Origin of the sequence: Paraburkholderia sp. ZP32-5 (assembly GCF_021390495.1) — a bacterium.
Lineage (GTDB): Bacteria > Pseudomonadota > Gammaproteobacteria > Burkholderiales > Burkholderiaceae > Paraburkholderia.
In genome coordinates this window covers 872,461-893,591 of record NZ_JAJEJP010000003.1, presented here as the reverse complement: position 1 = coordinate 893,591, position 21,131 = coordinate 872,461, and the positions used below count along the sequence as shown (strand labels likewise).

Sequence of the window (21,131 nt, the reverse complement as noted above, 5' to 3'; positions counted from 1 at the left end):
CGTGCGCGCCGCCGGAAAGATAGTGGCGTTTGCGTTAGGCGTTTGCGATTTGCCGCGCGGATTACCGCACTATTCGCCGCGCCTACTCGACGGTCTCGCTGCGCTTCGGACGCGACCACGACAGGTCGTCGATCGTCGAGGCCCGGTGCATCTCGCGCACGTCGGTGTCCGGATAGTGCCGGCGCGCCCGATGCATGAGCGAGCGGTTATCCCACATCACGAGGTCGCGCACCGACCACTGATGCGTATAGACGAACTGCGGCTGCGTCGCGAATTCGGTCAGCTCGCGCAGCAGATCGAGCCCTTCGGGCACCGGCCAGCCGACCACATGCGATGCATGGCCGGACAGATAAAGCGACTTCCTGCCCGAGATCGGATGACGGCGCACGAGCTTTTTGTGCGTCGGCGTGAAGCGTGCGCGTTCGGCTTCGTCGAACTCCGTGAAGCCCGCCATCGCGCGCGAATGCATGACGTTGTGTTCGAGCACGAGGTCCTCGACCATCTCGCGCAATTCCTCCGGCAGCGCGTCGTACGCTTCGCGCATGTCGGCGAACTGCGTCTGCCCGCCGCGCTTCGCGACCGTATAGGAAAGCAGCATCGAGTAACGGTTGGGCGTCGGCAGATACGAACCGTCCGTATGCCAGCGACGGCTGCTGAGAAAGTTCATACGGCGGCGGTCGCCGGCCGGAAAGGTGCGGTTGTCGCGATCCAGATTCGAAATGTCGGAGACCATCGGCGAGAGCCGGTGATCCTCGACAGCGGTATGGAACGACACGACCGGCTGCAGCGGCCCGAAGTTCTGGCTGAACGCCATCAGCTGGTTGTCGTCGATGTACTGGCTCGGGAAGATCAGGACCGGGTAGGTACCGCTCGCCTGCTCGATCTCTTCGATCTGCGTGTCACTCAACGGCCGGGTCAGATCCAGTCCATGGATGCGCGCCGCGACCGTTGGATGCACTGCTTCGATGTCAAGACTCATGGTCATTCCTCAGTTACGTTTGCCGTTGGACTGCTGCGACGCATATCGCCTGCATGGGTTTAGATTGCACACCGGAACATCGTTATCGTAGGCGCGGCGATTTCGTCCTCACAAGACAGATTTATTCACAGCGCGCGTGACGTGCGGGCGTTTGACATCGGCCGGTCGAACGCATATCAGCACCAACCCGACTGGACGAGCGCATACAGTGCTGTACGCTATTCAGCGATGGCCGCGCACACCGCGTGCGCTTTGATCACTGCAGATGTGCATCGGGCGCACGCGGCCCGGCATGCATCGAACGAGACAAGCCGCTCTTTCCGTACGCATGGAGGCACCATGAACTTCCGGCTGCGACAGATGGAAATTTTCCGATCGGTCATGCTGACCGGGTCGATCAACGGCGCTGCGAAACTGCTGTTCATTTCACAACCCGCGGTCAGCCGGATCATTTCTCATACCGAGCAAACACTCGGCCTCAAGCTGTTCAGCCGCGCCAAGGGCAAGCTGATTCCCACACCCGAAGGCATTGCGCTGTTCCGTCAGGTGGACGAGTTTTACGAGCATGCCCTCCAGGTGAACAACTTCGCACGCGATCTCGCGCAGGGTGCAACCGGCACACTGAACCTGTCGTCGAGCCCGTGTCTCAGCTACTCGATGATGCCGCTTGCCATCGCCCGCTTCGTGGCACGCTATCCGAAGATCCGCGTCGTCTATCACACGACGCTGCTCAACGACATGGCGATCGAAGTGCTGAGCAACAAGGTCGACGTCGCGGTCGCCGTGATGCCGATCCAGCACGACAATCTCAAGGTGGAGGTATTCACGTCCGGGAAAATGGCCTGCGTGCTGCCGCAGGGACATGCGCTCGAACACCAGCCATCGCTGTCGCTTGCCGACGTGGCGCGCTATCCGCTCATCGCCCATCATCCGGGCATCCTGTTCGGCAAGATCGTGACCGCGGCCTTTCACGACGCCGGGCTCGAACTGCGTTCGCGGATCGACGTGTTCCAGACCGACGTCGCGTGCTCGCTGGTGCGGGCCGGTGCCGGCATCGCGATCATCGATGAATACACCGCGAGCGCGGGGGCATGGTCCGACCTCGTGGTGCGCCCGCTTGCCCAGGCAATCACGCTCACGCCGTGCATCGTGCGCTCCGGGTTCGATCGCGAGGGCAACCACGCGGACAAGTTCGTCGAGATCCTGCGCAGCGAACACACGCGCCATTGACCTTGCGCGGCGCGCGTCGAGCACACTTCACGAGGTCACATCGTGTGTGCGTTTATTGCGCTTGAGCGCGCGTGACGGGCTCGTAGAATCGGACCGCGGAACCATCCTGTCCGCACCCTCCATCCGCCCTTCGACCCCTGCGCAACGAGGCCAACATGAGTGCCATTTGACGCGTCACGCAAACCACCGACATCCTTGGCGAATGCCCGTTATGGAGTGAAGCCGAGCAGGCGCTGTACTGGATCGACATCCGCCGGCCCGCGATCCAGCGCTGGCATCCGGCCACCGATGCGATGCGCTACTGGCCGATGCCCGACCTCGTCGGCTCGATCGCGCTGTGCGGCAACGGCCGTGTGCTCGTCGCTTCGCGTTCGCTGCATTATCTCGACACACGCACAGGCGAGCTGACTCGCATCGCGAAGCAGCGCGCAGAAGATCCCGCCTTGCGCTTCAACGACGGCAAATGCGACCGGCAGGGCCGCTTCTGGGTCGGCACGATGAACGACCGCACGCGCGAGCCGGTCGGCGAGCTGTATCGCGTCGACGGCCGCGGCGCCACCAGTGTCGGAACAGGCGTTCGCGTGCCCAATGGCACCTGCTTCAGCCCCGACGGCCGCACGATGTACTGCGCGGACTCGGACCTGCAGACGATCTTCGCGTATCCGCTCGATCCCGACACCGGCGAAGCTGGCGAGCGTCGCGAGTTCGCGCGGACCACGCTGCCCGCGGTGCCCGATGGCGCCACCGTCGACGCAGAGGGCTTCATCTGGCTCGCCGAATACGGCGGATGGCGCGTCACGCGCTATGCGCCGGATGGAAGCATCGAACGCGTCGTCGAGATGCCGGTGCAGAATCCGACCAGTTGCACTTTCGGCGGCCCCGATCTCGACATCCTGTACATCACGACCGCTTCGCAGCGTCTGTCGCCGGAAGAGCTGGTGAGGCAACCGCTGGCAGGCGGCCTGCTCGCGATCAAGCCCGGCGTGCGCGGACTCGCGGAGCCGAACTTCGCGTGCGATCTGGCGTGACGGTCGTGGGCCTGGCTGACATCGCGTGATGCCCGCTGCCGCGGGCGATGGCCGCGACGACTGCCGCAGCCGTCGCGTGCGAATTCCGGCGCGTCAGCCGACGCTCATTGCTGCTGCAACGCCCCCGACTTCTTCAGCACCCCACGCCATACTTCCGTCTCTGAAACGATCCGCTTCGACAATTCCTCGCCGGTGCTGCTGGTGGGGAAAAAGCCAATACGGTCGAAGCCGGTCTGCACGTCAGGTGAGTTCATCGTCGTCACGATTGCCGCATGGAGTTTTTCGACGATCGCGGGCGGCGTCGACGACGGCACGGACAAACAATTCCAGACGGTGAAGTCATAGCCCGGCAGCCCAGCCTCGGCGATCGTCGGCAAGTCAGGGAAATGCGGCAGACGCCGGTTGCCGGTCACGCACAGCGCGCGCATCTTGCCCGACTGGATGCCGGCCGTCACATCGGCAACGCCGCCGAACAGCATGTCGGCGAAGCCGCCGAGCACCGCGAGCGTGTCCTCGCCGCCGCCCTTGTACGGCACGTTGAGAATCTGCGCGCCGGTGCGCACCATGAACTCCTTCGCGATCAGATCAAGCGGACTGCCGAGCCCGGCCGTCGCGTTGGTCACCTTGCCGGGGCGTTGCTTCGCATACGCGATCAGTTCCTGCAGCGAATGAACCGGCAGCGACGAATTCACGACCAGCACGAACGGCTGCTCGGAGATCACGCTGACCGGTTGCAGATCGGCGGGCTGATAGCCGATGTCCTTGTAGATCATCGGATTCGTTTCGAAGAACGTGCTCACGCCGAGCAGCAGCGTATAGCCGTCGCCGCGCGATTTCGCGACATAGGCCGCCGCGATGTTGCCGCCCGCGCCGGGATGCGCCTCGACGATCACTGGCTGTTTGAGGACCTCGCCGAGCCGTTTGGCGACGATGCGCGCCTCGGCCTCGCCGGCCCCGGCCGGAAACGCGATGACGATGCGAATGGGACTGTCCGGATAGTCGGCGCGCGCCGCCGGCATCCAGCCGAGCAGCAGTGGCGCACCGAGGGACCCGAGCGATATCAGAAGGCGGCGCCGCGTCAGCATAGGTGTGTCTCCGACCTGATCAGTGCGTGTTGTCGTGTAGTCGTATTGCCGCCACGGCGAAGGCCGGCCGCGCGCGGGGTCGCCGCGTTCGCGATAGCGCTTGCTTATACGTTGTCCTGCGAGGTCGGCCGCGACGACCCCGTCACGCGAAATTTCCTCGGGCGCGCCTTGCGCCGGCGCACCGCGCCGCGAATCGCGAAACCGACCTGCAGCAGGATCAGCAAGGCCGACGCGCCAATGAAGACCGCGCTGATCGGCCGCTGGATGAAGATCCCGATATCGCCGCGCGACAGCAGCACCGCGCGCCGGAAGTTGTCTTCGACCATCGGGCCCAGCACGAAGCCGAGCAGGATCGGCGCGACCGGAAATTCGAGCGCCAGCAGCACCGCGCCGATCACGCCGAACGCGAGCACCTCGCCGACCTCGAACAGGCTGTTGTTGGTGCTGTACACGCCGACCGCGATAAACAGCAGCGCGGACGGAAACAGGTAGCGGTACGGCACGCGCAGAAACTTCACCCAGATGCCAATCAGCGGCACGTTCAGCAGCATCAGCAGGATGTTGCCGACCCAGAAGCTCGCGACGAGTCCCCAGAACAGATCGGCGTGATCGGTGATCAGCTGCGGGCCGGGCTGGATGCCCTGGATCATCAGCGCGCCGAGAATCAGCGCCATCACCGCGTCGCCGGGAATGCCGAGGCTCATCGTCGGAATGAAGTCGACCTGGGTCTTCGAGTGCGACGCGGCTTCCGGCGCCGCCACGCCTTCGATCGCGCCCTGCCCGAACTTCTTCGGATTGCGCGAGATCTTCTGCTCCAACGCATACGCGATGAAGGTCGTGATCGTCGAGCCGGTTCCCGGCATGCCACCGAACAGCGCGCCGATCGACGTGCCGCGCACCATCGGCAGAAATGCCTGCCGCAGTTCCTTCCAGCTCGGCCGCATGTCGCGCAGCCGCACCCGCGCCCCGCCGCTCACCACCTGCAGCCGGTTGACGTTGCGCAGGAAGTCGGCCACGCCGAACAGGCCGAGCGCGAGCGCAACGATCTCGACGCCGTCGCCGAGCCGCGGAAAGCCGAACGTGAAGCGCATCGTGCCGGTATTGATGTCGGTGCCGACGATACCGATCAACAGACCGAAGAGCGTCATCGCCACGCCTTTCAACACCGGCCCGCGCGACATCGTGCCGCCCGCGAGCAACCCCAGCAGCATGATCGAGAACAGTTCGGCCGGCCCGAACTTGAACGCGATGCTCACCAGCAGCGGCGACGCGAACACCATCAGCGCAATCCCGCACGACGCCGCGAAGAACGACGAGATCATCGCGATGCCGAGCGCCGTGCCACCCTTGCCCTGGCGCGTGAGCGGATAGCCGTCGAGGCAGGTCACCGCGTGCGGCGGATGGCATGGCAGGTTCAGCAGGATCGCGCCGATCGCGCCACCGTACTGTGAGCCGTAGAAGATGCCGGCCAGCATCATGATCGCCGGCACCGGATGCATCGTGTAGGTGAGCGGCAGCAGCATCGAGATGGCGGAGAGCGGCCCCATGCCGGGCAGCACGCCGATCAGGTTGCCGACCACCACGCCGAAGAACGACCACGCGAGATTGTGCAGCTCGAGCGCGACGCCAAAGCCATACCAGAGATCGACGAGAGACTGGGTCATGGTCGTCTAGCCCCATTGGAACAGTGGAAACTGCAGTGACAGCGCCCACCAGAACACCGCCACGCACAGCGCGGTCATCGCCGCCGCGAGCAGGAACGCGCGCCACACGGTGTTCTGGCGATCGCCGAGCGCCGAGATGAACACGACCGCGAAGGTCGCCGGCAGCAGGCCGCCGTGGCGGCCGAGCACGATGAACGCGACGAGGCTGCCCAGAATGAAGCACCACGCCTTGCCTTCGGGCGGCAGCTTGCGCTCGCCCTGCTGCGCCGGCGTATATTTCGCCACCAGCGCGATCGCGATGCCCGTGCAGGCAAGCGCCGCGCCGATCGCGACCGGAAAGAAGCCCGGTCCCATCTGACTCAGACTGCCGATGCTGTAGCGCACGCCGCCGTATATCGCACCGAGCCCGATCAGCAGCATCAGCATGCCGCTGTAGTAGTCCCGGCGTTTCGTATTGACGTATTCGATCGCGCCGCCCTGTTCCGTCTGTGCTGTCTGTGAGCTCATCGTGTGCTCTCCTGCTACGACGCGCCGAGGAAGCGGCGCGTCAGCGCGTCGAACGCGGGCACGCCGGTCGCCTCCTCGAGCAAGGCCTTCGACGCCTGATCGGGCAGCTCCAGCGACAGCGCGCCGGCCTTCACCGCCTGCATGCTGTCGTGAAGCGCCTTGAGCGCCACCGAAAACGTCTGATGACCGGCCGACCACGCTTTTACGCGGCGCGTCGCCAGGTAAGCGGGATCGCATAGCGGCGCGGGCGCGCCCGCCATCAGCAGCGGCAGCTTCACGGCCGCGGAGATCGCATCGATCTCTTCGCGTTTGCGCGGCCCCGGCAGGAACAGCGCGTCGACGCCGGCGGCCTCGAACGCCTTGAAGCGCGCGAGCGCATCCTCGATACCGTTGACGGTGGCCGCGCTCGTGCGTCCCATCACCAGCACGTCCGAATCGCCGCGCGCGGCGACGGCGGCCTCGATCTTCGCCACCGCTTCGTCGAACGGCGACAGTTGCACCGCGCCGGAGGGGCCGAACGGACGCGGCAGCAACGTGTCTTCGATGGTGATCGCCGCCGCGCCCGCGCGGTCGAGTTCGTGCACCGTGCGCATCACGGAGAGCGCGTTGCCGTAGCCATGATCGCCGTCGACGACGAGCGGCACGTCGGACACGCGCGTGCAGCGATGCACCTGCTCGGCGAGTTCGCTCAACGTGAGCAGGATCAGATCGGGCGCCCCGAGCACCGCATACGAAGCCAGCGATCCGCCCATCAGCGCCGCCTCGTAGCCGAGCTGGCTGGCCAGACGCGCGGAGATCGGATCGAACACCGTCGCCATGGTCACGCAACGTTCACTCTTCAGAATCGCGCGCAAGCGCTGGCGTTGAGTCAGGGATCCCATCGAAGGCGTTCCTCTTTCCGGTTCGGCGCGCACCGCATCCGCGTATCGGCTGTCGCCGGCGGCCCGCGCGTGAGGTTATACGACTGTGACGCGGGCTTCGCCGAGCCCGTCGAACACGACCTTTGCTTCGTTGCCCGCATGGGCCGCATAGAGCCCGGTGCAGGTGCCGCTGATGACGATCTGTCCCACATGCAACGGTTCGCGCCGGTGCGGCGCGTTGGCCAGCGCGACCAGCGCATTGAACGGATTGCCGGCGCTGTTGCCGCCGATCAGATCGGTGACGACGCGCCCATCGATCTCGACGCGCACGCGCAGCGCCGCCAGATCGATCGCACGCCAGGCGCGCGTGCCGCTGCCGCGAATCAGCGCGCCATTGCCCATGTTGTCGGCGATCTTGTGCTCGATCGGCGCTGCCATGAAATCGCGCAGGCGCGGCGCACCGACTTCGATCGCGGCGCACACTTCGTCGACCGCGTCGGCGATTTCTTCATCGGAATACGGTGTCGCGCGTGCCGGCACATTGCGGCCTAGCACGAAGGCGACCTCGCCCTCGATGGCGGGCGCCTCCGCATACGGAAGATGAACCGACGCGCCGCTCGCGAGACAGGCGTCCTGATAGATCGGCGCATGCGTGAGGCGCACGCCGGGCGCATAGCCGACCTTCCAGCCGCCGATGCGCGCACCAAGCTGACGCGTCATCTCGCGTTGCACCGCAAAGGCTTCCTCGAGCGAGGTCGGCGCATAGTCCCGCGCCAGCATCGCCAGCGTCGCGCTCGCGCGCCGGGCGCCGAGCAGCGACGCGACGGTGTGCGCGACACGGGTTGCGTCTGGGGTTGCGTCTGGAATAGCCACTCTGTCTCCGGGTTATCCGTGCTTTTTGTGCTTCTCGCCGCTTCGTCGCGCTTCTGTTGCGCGGAGCCGTCTACCGCGCCTCGCGCGATGACGGCTGGTAGTTCTGGTGAAGTGTGCGCAAGCAGGCGTGTCGCCGCAACGTCATTTATGTCACAGCGGCCGTGCGAATTTCGAGCGCCCGCGCACATCACCGGCGAATCAGTTGAGCGGGCGCACCATCGACTGGCTGCGCCAATAGTCGAACAGCGTCTCCACACTGTTGACGCCACCGCCCATGCCGCTCTTGTTCACACCGGCATACGGCACGCCCAGCGGAAACAGATTGTGCGCGTTGATCCAGCTGTTGCCGGCCACCATCGCCTCGGCGACCCGCGACGCGCGAGTCAGGTCGCGGCTCCACACGCTGTTGGCGAGTCCATAGTCGGTACAGTTGGCAAGTTCGACGGCCTGCGATTCGTCCTTGAACGGCGCGAGATACGCGACGGGTCCGAAGATTTCCTCGCGCGCCGCGACGTTGCCGAGCGACCCCGCCAGCAGCGCCGGCTTCACATAGAACCCGCCGCGCCCGGGCACGCTCGCGACGCCCCCTTCGAGCACCGTCTGCGCGCCCTCCTGCCTGCCGCGTTCGAGATAGCCAAGCACACGCTCGCGCTGTTTTGCGCTGACGACAGGCCCCATCTGCGAGCCGGCGTCGAGCTGGTAGCCGACCTTCGTGCGCTGCAGCGCGGCCACGCTCGCGTCGACGAAGCGCTCATAGATCGATTCATGCACGAGCCAGCGCGTCGCATCGCAGCAGACCTGCCCGGTGTGGAACGTGATCGCGCGCGCGAGCTGATTCGCGGTGTCCTCGATGTCGACGTCGTCGAATATGACCGCCGCGCCCTTGCCGCCGAGTTCGAGCTTGCATGGCACGAGGTTGCGGCCGCATGCGGCGGCGACGAGCCGGCCGACTTCGGGCGAACCGGTAAACGACATGCGGCGCAATCCAGGATGACCGGCGAGCGCCGCGCCCGCCGTCTCGCCATCGCCCGTGACCACATTGATCACGCCGTCCGGAAAACCGATCTCGCGGGCGAGCCGCGCGAGATAAATGGCCGACAACGGCGTATCCTCCGCGGGCTTGATGACGACGGTATTGCCCGCCGCGAGCGCCGGCGAGATGTTCCAGCCGATCAGTACGAGCGGAAAATTCCATGGCACGATAAAGCCGCATGCGCCCCACGGCTGGCGCGTGGTCCACGCTTCATAGCCGGACACGGGCACCACCGAGCGGCGCTGCACGTTCTGCGACAGGTTGTTGAAATAGCGCATCGTATCGACGAAGACCTGCACGTCGCCCTGCGCCTGCTGTTCGACCTTGCCCGCGTCGAGCGCCTCGATCTGTCCGATGATTGCCTTGCGCTTTTCGACTTCGTCGGCGAGCCGGTGCAGCCACACGGCGCGCTCGTTGACGGGCATCGTGGCCCAGCCCGAGCGCGCGAACGCGTCATTGGCGGCGCCGACCGCGCCGTCGACGTCCGCGGCGCTCATCGCCGTCACCGTCGCGAGCCGCTCGCCGGTGCCCGGATCGAGCGTGTCGAAGGTCGCGCCATCGGCTGCGGTAAAGTCCCGTCCGCCGACCACGCCCGCTAGCAGCGCACTGTCGAGAAAGCGCGCGACCTCGGGCAGCAGTTCGGTGGTCGAGGTAGTCAGGGTTTGCATAGTGCCTCCGTTACGAGTAAGGGCGCCCCGCGGCGCTGGCGGCTGTCCGTCTCCACGTTCCGGTTCCGCGCGTGACTCGGCACGCTGCCGGGCAGCGCGGCGACAGTGGCCGTCAGGCCGTGATCTTTTCGAACTTCTGCAGGCAGCGCAGCCCCGGCGGCGCTTCGACGCCGGGAAAGAGCGACGGCCACGCGGTGTACGAAACTTCACCGACATAGATATCGCCGTGCGAATCGACCGCCAGACCATGCGGTCCGAGGAACTGTCCGGGACCCGTTCCCGCGGCCGGGGTGGTCGTGATGCGCGCGAGCAGTTCGCCCTGGTTTGACAGGATGCTCACGCGCGGACCGAGATTCGGCGCGCCGCGATTGAACGCGTAGTAAGGCCCGGTCTCGCCGACATAACACAGCGGACATTTGCCGACCGGCATGTACATGCCGCAGGGCCGGTGCAGGTTGTGCCACTGCGTCTCGAAGCGGCCATTGCCGTCGAAGACCTGGATGCGGTGATTCTCGCGGTCGGCGACGTAGATCCAGCCGTCTTCGTCGCAGGAAATGTTGTGCGGCAGATTGAACTGGCCCTTGCCAGAACCGGGCTCGCCCCACGAGCGGAGCAGCTTGCCGTCCGGCGAATACTGATGGATGCGCCCGTTGCCGTAGCCGTCCGACACGTAGATGTCGCCTTGCGGCGAAAGCGCCGTATGCGTGCAGCGGTTGAACGGCGTGCCGCTCATGTACGGCGAGGGCTCGCCCGGAATGCCGATGGTCAGCAGAACCTTGCCGTCGAGCGTGCACTTGCGCACGCAGTGATCGTAGTCGTCGGTGAGATACACCATGTCATCCGGCCCGATATGGATGCCATGTGCGTGAACGAACACGTCATCGCCCCACGCGCGCAGGAAATTGCCGTCGCGATCGAACACGATCACGGGATGCTCGCCGCGATGAAACACGAACACCTGGTCCTTGCTATCGACCCCCACCGCCGCCACATCATGAAGTTGCCAGCCGTCCGGCAATTTGCCCCAGTCTTCCACGATCCGATAGGTAAATTCTCCGCTGCCTACGACTGCGTCGACTGTGCTCATGAGTTCGATGTCCTGTCCGAATGGTGCGTCGATTCACGCGAGGGAAGTCACGTTCGCGATGGCACGTTTGCATGCGAGAGGAAGATTTCGCCCGCTCCTTGCAGCGCGTGCCACCTTGCTTTGCCATGACCAAGAATCACACGCTGCCGGAACGCGCGGCAAGACACTTTTTGGCACAACCGCTATGAGCATTTCCGACGGAAGGCCTTATCCATAACCCGGTTGATGGAAACCCTACCTTGATTATTAGGTGCGCGAGTGCGAGTCTGTTTTTGTCACACGTGCGTGCCGGACCTGGCCGGCATGCATGCGGATACGCTGGCGCGCCCCTTCATCGATGTCATATCCCGGCTCTTCACGCGCAAGCATCTGTGCTGGACAGGATGATGAGGAGACACCCAATGCCCAAACGCCGCTTACCCTCCCTCAACGCGTTGCGCGCATTCGAATCGGCCGCGCGCAACCAGAGCATGACCCGCGCCGCCGAAGAACTGTGCGTCACGCACAGTGCGATCAGCCGGCACGTGTCGAAGCTCGAGGACTACCTCAACGCGAAGCTCTTCGAGCGCGGTCATCAGCAGGTCGTGCTGACCAAGCGCGGGGCCGCCTACGCATCGCGCCTGCAGATCCTGTTCGACCAGATTCAGGAAGCGACCGCCGAATATTTCTACGCGCAGCCCGACAACGCGTCGCTGCGTATCGGCGTGCTGTCCACCTTCGCGATGCGCTTCCTGATTCCGCGCCTCGCACGTTTCAAGAAGATGTATCCCGAGATCACGCTGCAGGTGGAGAGCGCGCATGAGCCGGTCTCGCCGAACGACGACGACATCGACGTCGCGATCTGGCTCGGCACCGGCGACTGGCCGGGGCTCGTATGCGAGCACCTGTTCTACGAGGAGCTGATTCCGGTCGGCAGTCCGGCGCTGCTCGCGGGACATGAACTGACCAGCGCCGACGATCTCGAACCGTTCCTGTTGCTGCATGCCGCCGCGCGCTATGACGACTGGCAGCGCTGGCTGAAGGCGAACGGCGCGACACGTGTGGACGGCTACAAGGGACTGCGGCTCGAATATTCGGGGCTCGCGTATCAGGGGGCCGTCGACGGTCTCGGGCTCGCGATGGCGCAGACGATCTTCGTGCAGGAGGACATTCGCAATCAGCGCCTGCAGCCGGTATTCCAACAGCGGGTCAAGACGGGACGCTCGTATTACCTCGTGCATACCGAAATGAAGTCGGGCCAGCCGGCGATCGTGCACTTCTCCGACTGGCTGAAAGCGGAAGTGCGCAAGACGGTCGCGGAAGTCGAATACGCCGAGCACGCTGAAGTGCTCTAGCGGCGCGCGTGGCGCCGGACTTGCGCGCCCGGCAAGCCACCTCACATGCACTGTTCCTTAATCTCGCTTGTGACTCGCCATCACCGGCACCTACGATGACATCAATCCTCACCGCGGGGCCCGCGCACGCGTCGTGCGCGGGAGGCCGCGGGCGAGGAGAGATCATTCGTTATAAGGAACATCATGAGCCTGACCGTCGAAGCCGCCCATCCGTTCATCGCAGCGCGAATCCATGGCCTGGATCTGTCGCAACCGCTCAGCGAAGAGCAGATCGTCGAGATCGAGCAGACGAGCGGCCGCTACCCCGTGCTGATTTTTCCGCGGCAGTACATCAACGACGACCAGTTGCTGGCGTTTGCCGCCAACTTCGGCCCGCTGCAAGTGGCCGTGTCGTATACGACGCGGCCGGACGACCATCGTCTCGCGCCGATGATCAACGACATCTCGAACCTCGGCAAGGACAACCAGACCTTCAAGGCCGGCGATCGCCGCCGCATGAACAACCTGACGAGCCGGCGCTGGCATTCGGATGCGTCGTATCTGCCGCTGCCCGCGCGCTATTCGATGCTGCTGTCGTATGTCGTGCCGGCGGTCGGCGGCCAGACGCAGTTCGCCGATATGCGCGCGGCCTACGACGAACTGCCCGCGCACCTGCGCGCCGCGGTCGAAGATCTGGACTGCCACTACGACATCATGCAGTCGCGCGCGGCGGCCGGCTTTCACGATTTCCCCGACGAAGAGCGCGAGGCGCTCGCGCCGTGCATCCACAAACTCGTGCGCACGCATCCGGTCTCGGGCCGCAAATCGCTGTACCTGTCGAGCCATGCGTCGCACGTGGTGGGCTGGCCCGAACCCGAAGGACGCGACCTGCTGCGCGAACTCACGGAATTCGCGACGCAACCGCAGTTCGTCTATGCGCACAACTGGTCGGTACGCGATCTGGTGGTGTGGGACAACCGCGCGCTGATGCATCGCGGCCGGCCGCATATCCCCGAGACGGACGTGCGCGAAATGCATCGCGCGACGACGCTCGACGATCTCACGTGGTCGCGCCAGGCGAAGACCGAGACCGCGAGCGCGGTCTGAACGCGGCGCTCGTTCAGGCACCGCCGCCGGCGATCAGGGCGGCGGTTCGGCTTCGCGCGGTGGTTCGCAGCACAACGCGCGCAAGCAGGCGTCATGCGTGCGAATACAGCGCCGCGCCACGCATCGGCACACGCGCGCGCAGGATCTGTCCCGAGGCCGCCTCGGTGATGTAGAGCATGCTGTCATCGCGTGGATCGAACGCCACGTTGGTCGGCTGTATGCCCGCGCATGACTGCACCCGCGCGATCGGTTCGCCGAGGCGATCGAACAGCCACACGGTTGCGAAACCGATATGGGCGACCGCAAGACCGCCGTCGTGCGCCGGCGCCACACCGTCCGGCCCCGTGCCCCCCGACAGCTGGATATAGTTGCCGACGCGCGCGACCGCGCCATGGCCCGAACCATCGAGCGGCACACGCCAGATCGCGTTGGCGCGCGTGACGGCCAGATACACCGTGTGTTCATCGGGACTCAGCGCCAGCCCGTTCGGGCTCGGGATATTCTCCAGCAGACGTTCGAGCCGTCCGCCGGCATGCAGCCGGTACAACACGCCATAGGGGCGCTCCAGACCCGACTGGCCCTGGTCGGTAAACAGCAGCTCGCCGTGGCGATCGAAAATCAGATCGTTCGGTCCGCGAAACGGCTCGTAGCCGTCCCTTTCGACCACCGTTTCGACCACGCCGCGCGCGGGGTCCAGCGCGAGAATGCCCCGCACCTGATCGGCAATGAAGATGCGCCCATCGCGATGAATCGCGAGTCCGTTGGGACGGCCATCGTACTGGCATGCGACTTCGAAGCGGCCATCGCGGCCGATGCGAAAAATGCGTCCATATGGAATGTCGACGCAATAGAGGTTGCCGTCGCGATCGAACGCCGGGCCTTCGAGAAACGAATCGCGCGCGACACCAAAGCGCACTTCTGGATGATCGACGATGCGCAAATCATCGGGCAGTCGCGCGAAGACTTCGGTCTTGATTTTAGGGACGCTGAACATGTTCGTGGTATGCCTCGACGCCGGCCGCGAAAGAAAAACCGCCACATCTGCCGCTCGTGCGGCGAAGCGGCCTCCATGCGAGCGCAGCGTCTCGCGGGGCCGCCAGACACGCTCGCATGACGCACCGCGACCCGCAAGAGACATTTTTGCACGGCCCGCGTCACCGATACGGCCAGCGTTACGCGCGTCGTTCAGCGAAGCATGACTGCGTCGCGGCGCGCCTACGTCACCTTTCACGTGACTTAATCTCGCTTGTCACGAGGCAGGCCGACTGCCTAGCATCATCGCCATGCATACCGTGCGGCGACCATGACAGTACGCATGCAAAAAGACCGCACCGACCCAGCAGGAGACCAACCGCGATGATGAGACGACGTGACTTCCTGGCCGCGCTCGGGGCGCCGGTGCTGCTTGGCGCCGGCTGGACACCCGACGCGCGCGCGGCCGACTATCCTTCGAGCCCGTTGCGTTTCATCAATCCCTATGCGGCGGGATCGGACGACGTGCAGGCGCGCATCGTCGCGAAGGCGCTCTCGGCGTATCTGAAGCAGCCGGTGGTCGTCGAGGCGCATCCGGGCGCGGGCGGCAACATCGCGGCCCACTACGTCGCGAACTCGGCGCCCGATGGCTACACGATGCTGCTCGGGATCAGCGCGATCTTCGAGGCCAATCCGCTGCTCTACCGCGAACCGGGCTTTTCGCCGGCCGGCTTCCGCCATGTGAGCCTGCTGTCCGAGCAGCAGTTCGTGCTGGTCGTCAATCCGTCCGTACCGGCACGCTCGGTGCCCGAACTGATCGAATATGCGCGCACGCATCCGGGCAAGCTGACGAATGCGACCGCGGGCATCGGCAGCAACCTCTATCTCGCGGCGCTCGAATTCACGTCGAAAGCGCACGTGAGCATCGAGAACGTGCCGTACAAAGGTGGCGCCGAAGATACCGTCGCGGTACTGAGCGGATTTGCCGACATGGAGTTCGGCGGCGTGCCGAACGTATTGCCACACATCGCGACCGGCAAGTTGCGCGCACTCGGTGTGACCGGGCGGCAGCGCGTCGCGGTACTGCCCGACGTGCCGACTATCGCGGAGGCCGGACTGCCCGGCTACGAGTTCGCGGTATGGAACTGCATCTCCGTGCCGAAGGCGACACCCGACGCCGTCGTCGCAACGCTGCACGACGCGGTCGTCAAGTCGATCGCCGAGGATGAGGTCAGGCAGAGCCTCGAAAAGCTCGGCTTCGCGCCGCTCAGCAGTTCGCCCGAAGAAATCGAGCGCCGCATTCAGACCGAAGCGCCGATGTGGCGCGATCTCTTCAAGGTAGCTGGGATCAAGCCGCAATAAGCCCGCTGTCGCACTCTAAGCGCGCTGCGCGGGGTGCGGGAACACGTAAGAACGCGGCCCGCGCCATCGCTCATGCGCCAACGCGTTCCTCACGCTGTTCGCGCGTCCAGGCCAGATCGTCCATCACGGTCGCGCGGTGCATCTCGCGCGGATCGGTTTCCGGAATATGGCGCCGGCCCCGATGCATCAGCGCGCGGTTGTCCCACATCACCAGATCGCGCACCGACCAGCGATGCGTATAGACGAACTGCGGTTGCGTCGCGTACTCCATCAGTTCGCGCAGCAGATCGCGTCCTTCTGGAATCGGCCAGTCGACCACATGCGTCGCATGCCCGGACAGATACAGCGATTTGCGGCCCGAGACCGGATGACGGCGCACGAGCGGGTGTTGCGATGGCGCGAGTTTCGCGCGCTCGTCGTCGGGGAATTCGGTGTAGCCGCTCAGCATCCGCGCCCACAGGATGTTGTACTCGCAACTCAGATTCTCGACGACAGCACGCAGATCCTCGGGCATCTCGTCGTAGGCCGCGCGCATGTCGGCGAACTGCGTCTCGCCGCCCTGCTTCGCGACCGTATACGCGAGCAGGAACGAATAGCGCGCCGGGATCGGCTCATACGATGCGTCGGTGTGCCAGCGCTTGCTGACGAAGGTGTTCATGCGGCGGCTGTCGCCGCGCCGGAAGGTCTGGTTGTCCTTGCCCACGTTCGAGATGTCGGTGATCTTCGGCTGCAGACGATGCTCGTCCTTGCGCGTCTGATACGACATGGCCGTGTGCACCGGTCCGAAATTCGCGCTGAAAGCCAGCAGCTGGTCGTCGGTGATCTCCTGCTTCGGAAAGATCAGCACCGGGTAACGCCCGCTCGTCTGCTCGATTGCTTCGACGTCTTCGAGCGAGACGGGATGACTCAGATCCAGTCCATGAATGCGCGCGGCAAGCAGCGGATGCACGACTTCAACGGTAAAACCCATATGTCCTCCTCGATCCCGTGGGGTGGGAACTCGCTGCGGCTATCGTAGAGGCGCGCGCGCCGCGCTCACAAGCTAATTTAGGTCACACGGCCTGTGAGAAGGATGGACAGGGAAACTCGAACGTTTGCGCGAGAGACCACGTCGCCGCGCTCACGACGGCTTGATGCCGGCAAGCTTGAATACCTGGCGCCACTGCGCGCTTTCCGTTTCGATGCGGCGGCGCAGGTCGTCGCCCGAGCCCGGCAGCGGCTCGAAGCCGAGCTTGTCGAGATCGCGCCGCAGGTCCGCGTCCGCCATCGTTTTCGCGACCGCCGCGCGCAAGCTCTGCACGACGGGCGCGGGCGTCGCGGCGGGCACGGCCAGCGAACTCCACGCGGTGAAGTCGAAGCCCGGCACGCCGGCTTCGGCTACCGTGGGCAGGTCCGGATAGAGCGGCGAACGTTGCGTGCCGCTCACGGCGAGCGCGCGCAGGCGGCCGTCCTTCACGTAAGGCGCAACGTTCGGAATGCCGCCGAACTCCATGTCGACATCGCCGGCCAGCACGGCGAACGTATCGTCGGCGCCGCCCTTGTAGGGTACGTTGACCATCGTAATGCCCGCTTTCGTCATGAACAGCATGCCCGCGAGATAGAGCGCGCTCCCGGCGCCGGCGGTCGCGTTGGTCAGCTTGCCCGGATTCTTCTTCGCGTAATCGATCAGTTCACGCACCGTGTTCGCCGGCACGCGCGGATTGACTACCAGCATGAACTGATGCGCCGCGAGCGGGCTGACCTGGGTGAAATCAGTCGCCGGATCGAACCCCGGATCGCGATACATGAGCGGGTTGACCTCGAGCAGACTGTTGATCGCGAACAGCATCGTATAGCCGTCGGCGGCAGCATGCGCGGCGTATTGTGCGGCGATGTTGCCGCCCGCGCCGGGGTGCGCCTCGACCACGATCGGCTGGCCCAGATAGCGGCCCAGCGTGCGCGCGACGAGCCGCGCCTGCACGTCGTCCGAGCCTGCCGTGTAGGGCAGCACGAGACGCACCGGCGCATCGGGGTAAGCGGCCGCCCACGCGCTCGCGCGCCAGCCGACGCATCCCGACGCGACCAGCGCGCACAGCACATCCCGTCGCGAGATCATCGCGCGCCTCCTTGCTCTGGCGCGGCGTGCCGATGCGTGCCGATACGTGTCGACGCATGCCGCCGCGCGCTTCGTGAAGGTCCGCCGCGTCAATACGAGCCGGTATGAGCGGTTCGTGCACGCAGACGGTCCGCGCCTCGTTCGCCGTCGCGCAACCGGGCGTGCGCCATCGTAGGGCGCTGCAAGGGTGGCGACAAGCGCGTTTATGTCACGACCGATGTGCGATCACCGCATGCCCGCTCGCGATGTACCGAAAGATCATGAGCGGCGTGCAAAAAAACGGCTTGCTGCCTGGCGAGCCGGCATGTGATCTTCATCGTGGAGCACCAGCGATGAACTGCTAACTGGTTGGCGCGTGCAAGCGAATTCGCAGGCAAGTCGAAACGCGCTGGTCCACCCGACGGGGAGCCGCATGACGATCTATCAGAAAGGCGATGTATTCATTCACTACGAACAGCGTGGCCGCGGCTTTCCGTTGCTGTTGCTGCCGCCGGGCGGCATGCGCGCGACGATCGCCGACTGGCAGCGCATGGCCTTTAACCCGACGGAGATTTTCGACGACGAGTTTCGCGTCATCGCGCTCGATCAGCGCAACGCCGGAGCCTCGCGCGGCCCGCTGACGGACGGCAATCCGTGGGACCAGTACGCGGCCGATCACCTCGGGCTGCTCAACCATCTCGGCATCGAGCGCTGTCATGTGATGGGCTGCTGCATCGGCGCGTCGTATGCGCTGAATCTGGCGCGCCTCGCGCCCAACCGGGTCGCGTCGCTGGTGCTGCAGCAGCCGATCGGCATCGACTCAGCGAACCGCCAGACGATGCCCAATTCGTGGCGGAAATGGGCCGACGATCTACTCGCCAGAAATGCCGGCTTCGAGCCGGCCCAGCTCGCGGATTTCGGCCGGCGCATGTGGAGCGGCGAATTCGTACTGAGCGTCACCCGCGAATTCGTCGCATCGTGCGGCACGCCGATGCTCATCCTGCCGGGAAATGATCTTGAACATCCCGCCGTGATCGCACGCGAGCTCGCCGAACTGGTCCCGCATGCGCTGACGGTCACCCCGTGGAAAGAACCCGCCGACGTCGTGCCTTCGGCGGTGGCCCAGGTGCGTGCATTCCTGCGCGAGCACAGCCGCCAGGGACTCTAGCGGCAAACATCCCGCGCCAGCACGCGAGCGGCGTGCTGGCGGCTCAGCTCTCGCTCAATGCGCGTAGTAATGCATGCCGCCATCGACGGGGATGACGTCGCCGGTGATATAGCGTGCGCGTGGCGAAGCGAGAAACGCCGCGAGATAGCCAATGTCGAGCGGATCGCCGAAATAGCCAATCGGGATATGACGCGCGATGAACGTCTGTTTCGACTCGTCGCTCGGATGCAGGCGCTGCGCGATCTGCTCGCTGTTGATGCGGCCGGGCGGAATCGTGTTGATCGTGATGCCGTCGGCGGCCACTTCGCGCGACAGGCTTTTCGCCCACAGATGCAGCGCCGCCTTGGCCGGCCCGCTCGGATTCATGCCGCGCGGCTCCATCGAACCGCTGACGTTGATGACACGCCCCCACTTGCGCGCGCGCATACCCGGCAATGCCGCATGCGTGAGCTTGCGCGCCGCCGTGAAGTTGAGTGCGAACGCCTCGTCCCAGACGTCTTCGCCACAGTCGATCGCGGCGGGCCGTGAACCGCCCGCGTTGTTCACGACGATATCGACCTGGCCGAGCGCCGCGTTCGCTTCGGCAAAGATGCGCGCGAGATCGGCTTCGTCCGTCAGATCGCCGACGATCGGGACCGGCCTGGGCGCGCCGCTCGCGGCGATGCTGTCGGCCAGTTCGTCGAGCAGCGGGCGACGCCGCGCGACGATCGCGCAGCGCACGCCTTCAGCGGCCAGCGCGCGCGTAATGCCGGTGCCAATGCCGACGCTCGCGCCGGTGATGAGCGCGGTGCGGCCGCTCAGTTGCAGATCCATGTCGTCCCCTTTTCAAATGGCTGATGGCGTGGTGATTGCGTCATCGCGTAGTGCCGATGCCGGTCCACGCCGCTTACTGATGCTAGGCGGTGTCCGAAGCGCGGCACAAGCAAGTTAAAGTCACGCCGCGCGTGACGGGCGTTGCGCGTGCCGGCGAGCAGACCCTGTGCCCGCGCCGGACGCTCTCCATCACACGCGCTGTGACTAAATCTCGCTTGTAGCAACCGGCCGCGCACGCCTACGCTAGCGCCATCGTGCAGAGCCGCCGGTGTCCCGGACACGGCGGCTGTGCGAGCGGCGCAAGATCGCGGACAGGACCGCGGATCGACACAGCAAACTCACCCGGCAGAGGCACGCATGAAATTCAGGATCGAGGAAATCCAGTCACCGATCGCGGCGCGTATTCATGGTCTCGATCTGCGCCAACCGCTCACCGCGGAACTCGCGCAACAGCTCGACCTGACGATCGCGCGTTACCCGGTGCTCGTGTTTCCCGCGCAGATGATCGACGACGACCAGTTGCTCGCGTTCAGCGAGAACTTCGGTCCCGTGCAGGTTTCCGTTCAGTACACGACGCGCCAGAACGAACACCGCCTGCAGCCGCGCATCAGCGACATCTCGAACGTCGGCAAGGACAACGAGACCTTCAAGGCGGGCGACCACCGCCGCATGAACACGTTCGTGAGCCGGCGCTGGCATTCGGATCAGTCGTATCAGCCGATCCCGGCGCGCTACTCGTTCCTGCTCAACTATTCGGTGCCATCGCGCGGCGGTGAATCGCAGTTCGCCGACATGCGTGTTGTGTACGACGCGCTGCCCGACGATCTGCGCGAAACGATCGAGAATCTGTCGGCGGAATTCGACATCCTCCATACCCGCGCGATGTGCGGCTTCACCGAATTTCCGGCAGAGGAGCGCGCGACGCTGAAGCCCTCGATTCACCGGCTCGTGAAGACCCATCCGGTGTCGGGACGCAAGGTGCTTTATCTGTCCGTACATGCGTGCCGCGTCGTCGACTGGCCGATCCCCGAGGGCCGCGACCTGCTGCGTGAGCTGATGGAGTTCGCGACGCAGCCGCAGTTCGTCTACACGCATCATTGGACCGTGCGCGACCTCGTGATGTGGGACAACCGCACGCTGATCCATCGCGGCCTGCGCTATTCGCCGCCGACCGACCGCCGTGAAATGCATCGCGCGACCGTGATGGACGACCCGGCATGGAAGCGCGCGCCGTCGCCGGCGGACGCGGCGGCTTGACTGGAATCATGCGGTGACAACAAGCGGGGCCACCGGGCAGGCAATACCCGG

The 21,131-nt window shown here is 65.2% G+C and carries 19 protein-coding genes; 7 read left to right on the top strand and 12 right to left on the bottom strand.

Annotation, left to right across the window (positions count from 1 at the left end):
- Positions 1-82 precede the first annotated feature (82 nt).
- Positions 83-979, bottom strand: coding sequence for a TauD/TfdA dioxygenase family protein (locus L0U82_RS36450; protein WP_233838661.1), 897 nt, complete (start codon positions 977-979; stop codon positions 83-85).
- 339 nt (positions 980-1,318) lie between these two features.
- Here L0U82_RS36450 and L0U82_RS36445 point away from each other — a divergent pair, with 339 nt between their 5' ends.
- Both L0U82_RS36445 and L0U82_RS36440 read left to right on the top strand, forming a co-directional pair.
- On the top strand, positions 1,319-2,209 hold the full coding sequence (locus L0U82_RS36445; protein ID WP_233838659.1) for a LysR family transcriptional regulator: 891 nt from the start codon (positions 1,319-1,321) through the stop codon (positions 2,207-2,209).
- A 191-nt stretch (positions 2,210-2,400) separates the two neighbouring features.
- Positions 2,401-3,237 (top strand): SMP-30/gluconolactonase/LRE family protein, encoded by an 837-nt coding sequence (locus L0U82_RS36440; RefSeq protein ID WP_326489807.1) that lies wholly within the window; start codon positions 2,401-2,403, stop codon positions 3,235-3,237.
- A gap of 104 nt (positions 3,238-3,341) precedes the next feature.
- Here L0U82_RS36440 and L0U82_RS36435 read toward each other — a convergent pair whose 3' ends face one another.
- From L0U82_RS36435 to L0U82_RS36405, 7 genes are all read right to left on the bottom strand, one after another.
- Positions 3,342-4,322 carry a Bug family tripartite tricarboxylate transporter substrate binding protein gene (locus tag L0U82_RS36435; RefSeq protein WP_233838658.1) on the bottom strand — a complete coding sequence of 327 codons (981 nt, stop codon included), beginning with the start codon at positions 4,320-4,322 and terminating at the stop codon, positions 3,342-3,344.
- Positions 4,323-4,426: 104 nt separating this feature from the next.
- Positions 4,427-5,986, bottom strand: a complete 1,560-nt coding sequence (locus L0U82_RS36430) for a tripartite tricarboxylate transporter permease (protein WP_233838655.1) — start codon at positions 5,984-5,986, stop codon at positions 4,427-4,429.
- Positions 5,987-5,992: 6 nt separating this feature from the next.
- On the bottom strand, positions 5,993-6,493 hold the full coding sequence (locus L0U82_RS36425; protein WP_233838647.1) for a tripartite tricarboxylate transporter TctB family protein: 501 nt from the start codon (positions 6,491-6,493) through the stop codon (positions 5,993-5,995).
- 14 nt (positions 6,494-6,507) lie between these two features.
- Positions 6,508-7,374, bottom strand: a complete 867-nt coding sequence (locus tag L0U82_RS36420) for an isocitrate lyase/PEP mutase family protein (protein ID WP_233838646.1) — start codon at positions 7,372-7,374, stop codon at positions 6,508-6,510.
- Positions 7,375-7,449: 75 nt separating this feature from the next.
- A complete protein-coding gene (locus L0U82_RS36415) occupies positions 7,450-8,226 on the bottom strand; it encodes a 2-keto-4-pentenoate hydratase (RefSeq protein ID WP_233838645.1) in 777 nt (258 codons plus the stop codon).
- A 198-nt stretch (positions 8,227-8,424) separates the two neighbouring features.
- Positions 8,425-9,927, bottom strand: coding sequence for an aldehyde dehydrogenase family protein (locus L0U82_RS36410; RefSeq protein ID WP_233838640.1), 1,503 nt, complete (start codon positions 9,925-9,927; stop codon positions 8,425-8,427).
- 112 nt (positions 9,928-10,039) lie between these two features.
- Positions 10,040-11,014 (bottom strand): peptidyl-alpha-hydroxyglycine alpha-amidating lyase family protein, encoded by a 975-nt coding sequence (locus L0U82_RS36405; RefSeq protein WP_233838638.1) that lies wholly within the window; start codon positions 11,012-11,014, stop codon positions 10,040-10,042.
- A gap of 401 nt (positions 11,015-11,415) precedes the next feature.
- On the opposite strand from L0U82_RS36405, the gene gcvA reads away from it, so the two are divergent.
- Together gcvA and L0U82_RS36395 are read left to right on the top strand one after the other, a co-directional pair.
- Positions 11,416-12,348 (top strand): transcriptional regulator GcvA, encoded by a 933-nt coding sequence (gene gcvA, locus L0U82_RS36400; RefSeq protein ID WP_233838636.1) that lies wholly within the window; start codon positions 11,416-11,418, stop codon positions 12,346-12,348.
- 183 nt (positions 12,349-12,531) lie between these two features.
- Positions 12,532-13,434: a TauD/TfdA dioxygenase family protein gene (locus L0U82_RS36395; protein ID WP_233838634.1), complete on the top strand. Its 903-nt coding sequence runs from the start codon at positions 12,532-12,534 to the stop codon at positions 13,432-13,434.
- 91 nt (positions 13,435-13,525) lie between these two features.
- Here L0U82_RS36395 and L0U82_RS36390 read toward each other — a convergent pair whose 3' ends face one another.
- On the bottom strand, positions 13,526-14,428 hold the full coding sequence (locus L0U82_RS36390; RefSeq protein ID WP_233838632.1) for an SMP-30/gluconolactonase/LRE family protein: 903 nt from the start codon (positions 14,426-14,428) through the stop codon (positions 13,526-13,528).
- Positions 14,429-14,790: 362 nt separating this feature from the next.
- On the opposite strand from L0U82_RS36390, the gene L0U82_RS36385 reads away from it, so the two are divergent.
- Positions 14,791-15,768 (top strand): Bug family tripartite tricarboxylate transporter substrate binding protein, encoded by a 978-nt coding sequence (locus L0U82_RS36385; protein ID WP_233838631.1) that lies wholly within the window; start codon positions 14,791-14,793, stop codon positions 15,766-15,768.
- A gap of 70 nt (positions 15,769-15,838) precedes the next feature.
- Here the strand turns inward: L0U82_RS36385 and L0U82_RS36380 are convergent, their stop codons facing one another.
- Both L0U82_RS36380 and L0U82_RS36375 read right to left on the bottom strand, forming a co-directional pair.
- Complete coding sequence (locus tag L0U82_RS36380) at positions 15,839-16,738, bottom strand: TauD/TfdA dioxygenase family protein (protein WP_233838630.1); 900 nt, start codon at positions 16,736-16,738, stop codon at positions 15,839-15,841.
- Positions 16,739-16,888: 150 nt separating this feature from the next.
- Positions 16,889-17,863: a Bug family tripartite tricarboxylate transporter substrate binding protein gene (locus tag L0U82_RS36375; protein ID WP_233838629.1), complete on the bottom strand. Its 975-nt coding sequence runs from the start codon at positions 17,861-17,863 to the stop codon at positions 16,889-16,891.
- A gap of 412 nt (positions 17,864-18,275) precedes the next feature.
- Between L0U82_RS36375 and L0U82_RS36370 the strand changes: the two genes are divergently transcribed.
- On the top strand, positions 18,276-19,010 hold the full coding sequence (locus tag L0U82_RS36370) for an alpha/beta fold hydrolase (RefSeq protein WP_233838628.1): 735 nt from the start codon (positions 18,276-18,278) through the stop codon (positions 19,008-19,010).
- Between the two features lie 54 nt (positions 19,011-19,064).
- Here the strand turns inward: L0U82_RS36370 and L0U82_RS36365 are convergent, their stop codons facing one another.
- Positions 19,065-19,823, bottom strand: a complete 759-nt coding sequence (locus tag L0U82_RS36365) for an SDR family NAD(P)-dependent oxidoreductase (protein WP_233838626.1) — start codon at positions 19,821-19,823, stop codon at positions 19,065-19,067.
- Positions 19,824-20,180: 357 nt separating this feature from the next.
- Between L0U82_RS36365 and L0U82_RS36360 the strand changes: the two genes are divergently transcribed.
- Positions 20,181-21,080, top strand: coding sequence for a TauD/TfdA dioxygenase family protein (locus L0U82_RS36360; protein ID WP_233838625.1), 900 nt, complete (start codon positions 20,181-20,183; stop codon positions 21,078-21,080).
- The last annotated feature ends 51 nt before the right edge of the window (positions 21,081-21,131 follow it).

Bases quoted from the DNA above. Each gene is read 5' to 3' on its own strand.
- L0U82_RS36375 (WP_233838629.1), bottom strand. From the start codon at position 17,863: ATGATCTCGCGACGGGATGTGCTGTGCGCGCTGGTCGCGTCGGGATGC.
- gcvA (WP_233838636.1), top strand. From the start codon at position 11,416: ATGCCCAAACGCCGCTTACCCTCCCTCAACGCGTTGCGCGCATTCGAA.
- L0U82_RS36435 (WP_233838658.1), bottom strand. From the start codon at position 4,322: ATGCTGACGCGGCGCCGCCTTCTGATATCGCTCGGGTCCCTCGGTGCG.
- L0U82_RS36360 (WP_233838625.1), top strand. From the start codon at position 20,181: ATGAAATTCAGGATCGAGGAAATCCAGTCACCGATCGCGGCGCGTATT.
- L0U82_RS36430 (WP_233838655.1), bottom strand. From the start codon at position 5,986: ATGACCCAGTCTCTCGTCGATCTCTGGTATGGCTTTGGCGTCGCGCTC.
- L0U82_RS36365 (WP_233838626.1), bottom strand. From the start codon at position 19,823: ATGGATCTGCAACTGAGCGGCCGCACCGCGCTCATCACCGGCGCGAGC.
- L0U82_RS36370 (WP_233838628.1), top strand. From the start codon at position 18,276: ATGACGATCTATCAGAAAGGCGATGTATTCATTCACTACGAACAGCGT.
- L0U82_RS36450 (WP_233838661.1), bottom strand. From the start codon at position 979: ATGAGTCTTGACATCGAAGCAGTGCATCCAACGGTCGCGGCGCGCATC.
- L0U82_RS36390 (WP_233838632.1), bottom strand. From the start codon at position 14,428: ATGTTCAGCGTCCCTAAAATCAAGACCGAAGTCTTCGCGCGACTGCCC.
- L0U82_RS36420 (WP_233838646.1), bottom strand. From the start codon at position 7,374: ATGGGATCCCTGACTCAACGCCAGCGCTTGCGCGCGATTCTGAAGAGT.
- L0U82_RS36445 (WP_233838659.1), top strand. From the start codon at position 1,319: ATGAACTTCCGGCTGCGACAGATGGAAATTTTCCGATCGGTCATGCTG.
- L0U82_RS36425 (WP_233838647.1), bottom strand. From the start codon at position 6,493: ATGAGCTCACAGACAGCACAGACGGAACAGGGCGGCGCGATCGAATAC.
- L0U82_RS36385 (WP_233838631.1), top strand. From the start codon at position 14,791: ATGATGAGACGACGTGACTTCCTGGCCGCGCTCGGGGCGCCGGTGCTG.
- L0U82_RS36395 (WP_233838634.1), top strand. From the start codon at position 12,532: ATGAGCCTGACCGTCGAAGCCGCCCATCCGTTCATCGCAGCGCGAATC.
- L0U82_RS36410 (WP_233838640.1), bottom strand. From the start codon at position 9,927: ATGCAAACCCTGACTACCTCGACCACCGAACTGCTGCCCGAGGTCGCG.
- L0U82_RS36405 (WP_233838638.1), bottom strand. From the start codon at position 11,014: ATGAGCACAGTCGACGCAGTCGTAGGCAGCGGAGAATTTACCTATCGG.
- L0U82_RS36380 (WP_233838630.1), bottom strand. From the start codon at position 16,738: ATGGGTTTTACCGTTGAAGTCGTGCATCCGCTGCTTGCCGCGCGCATT.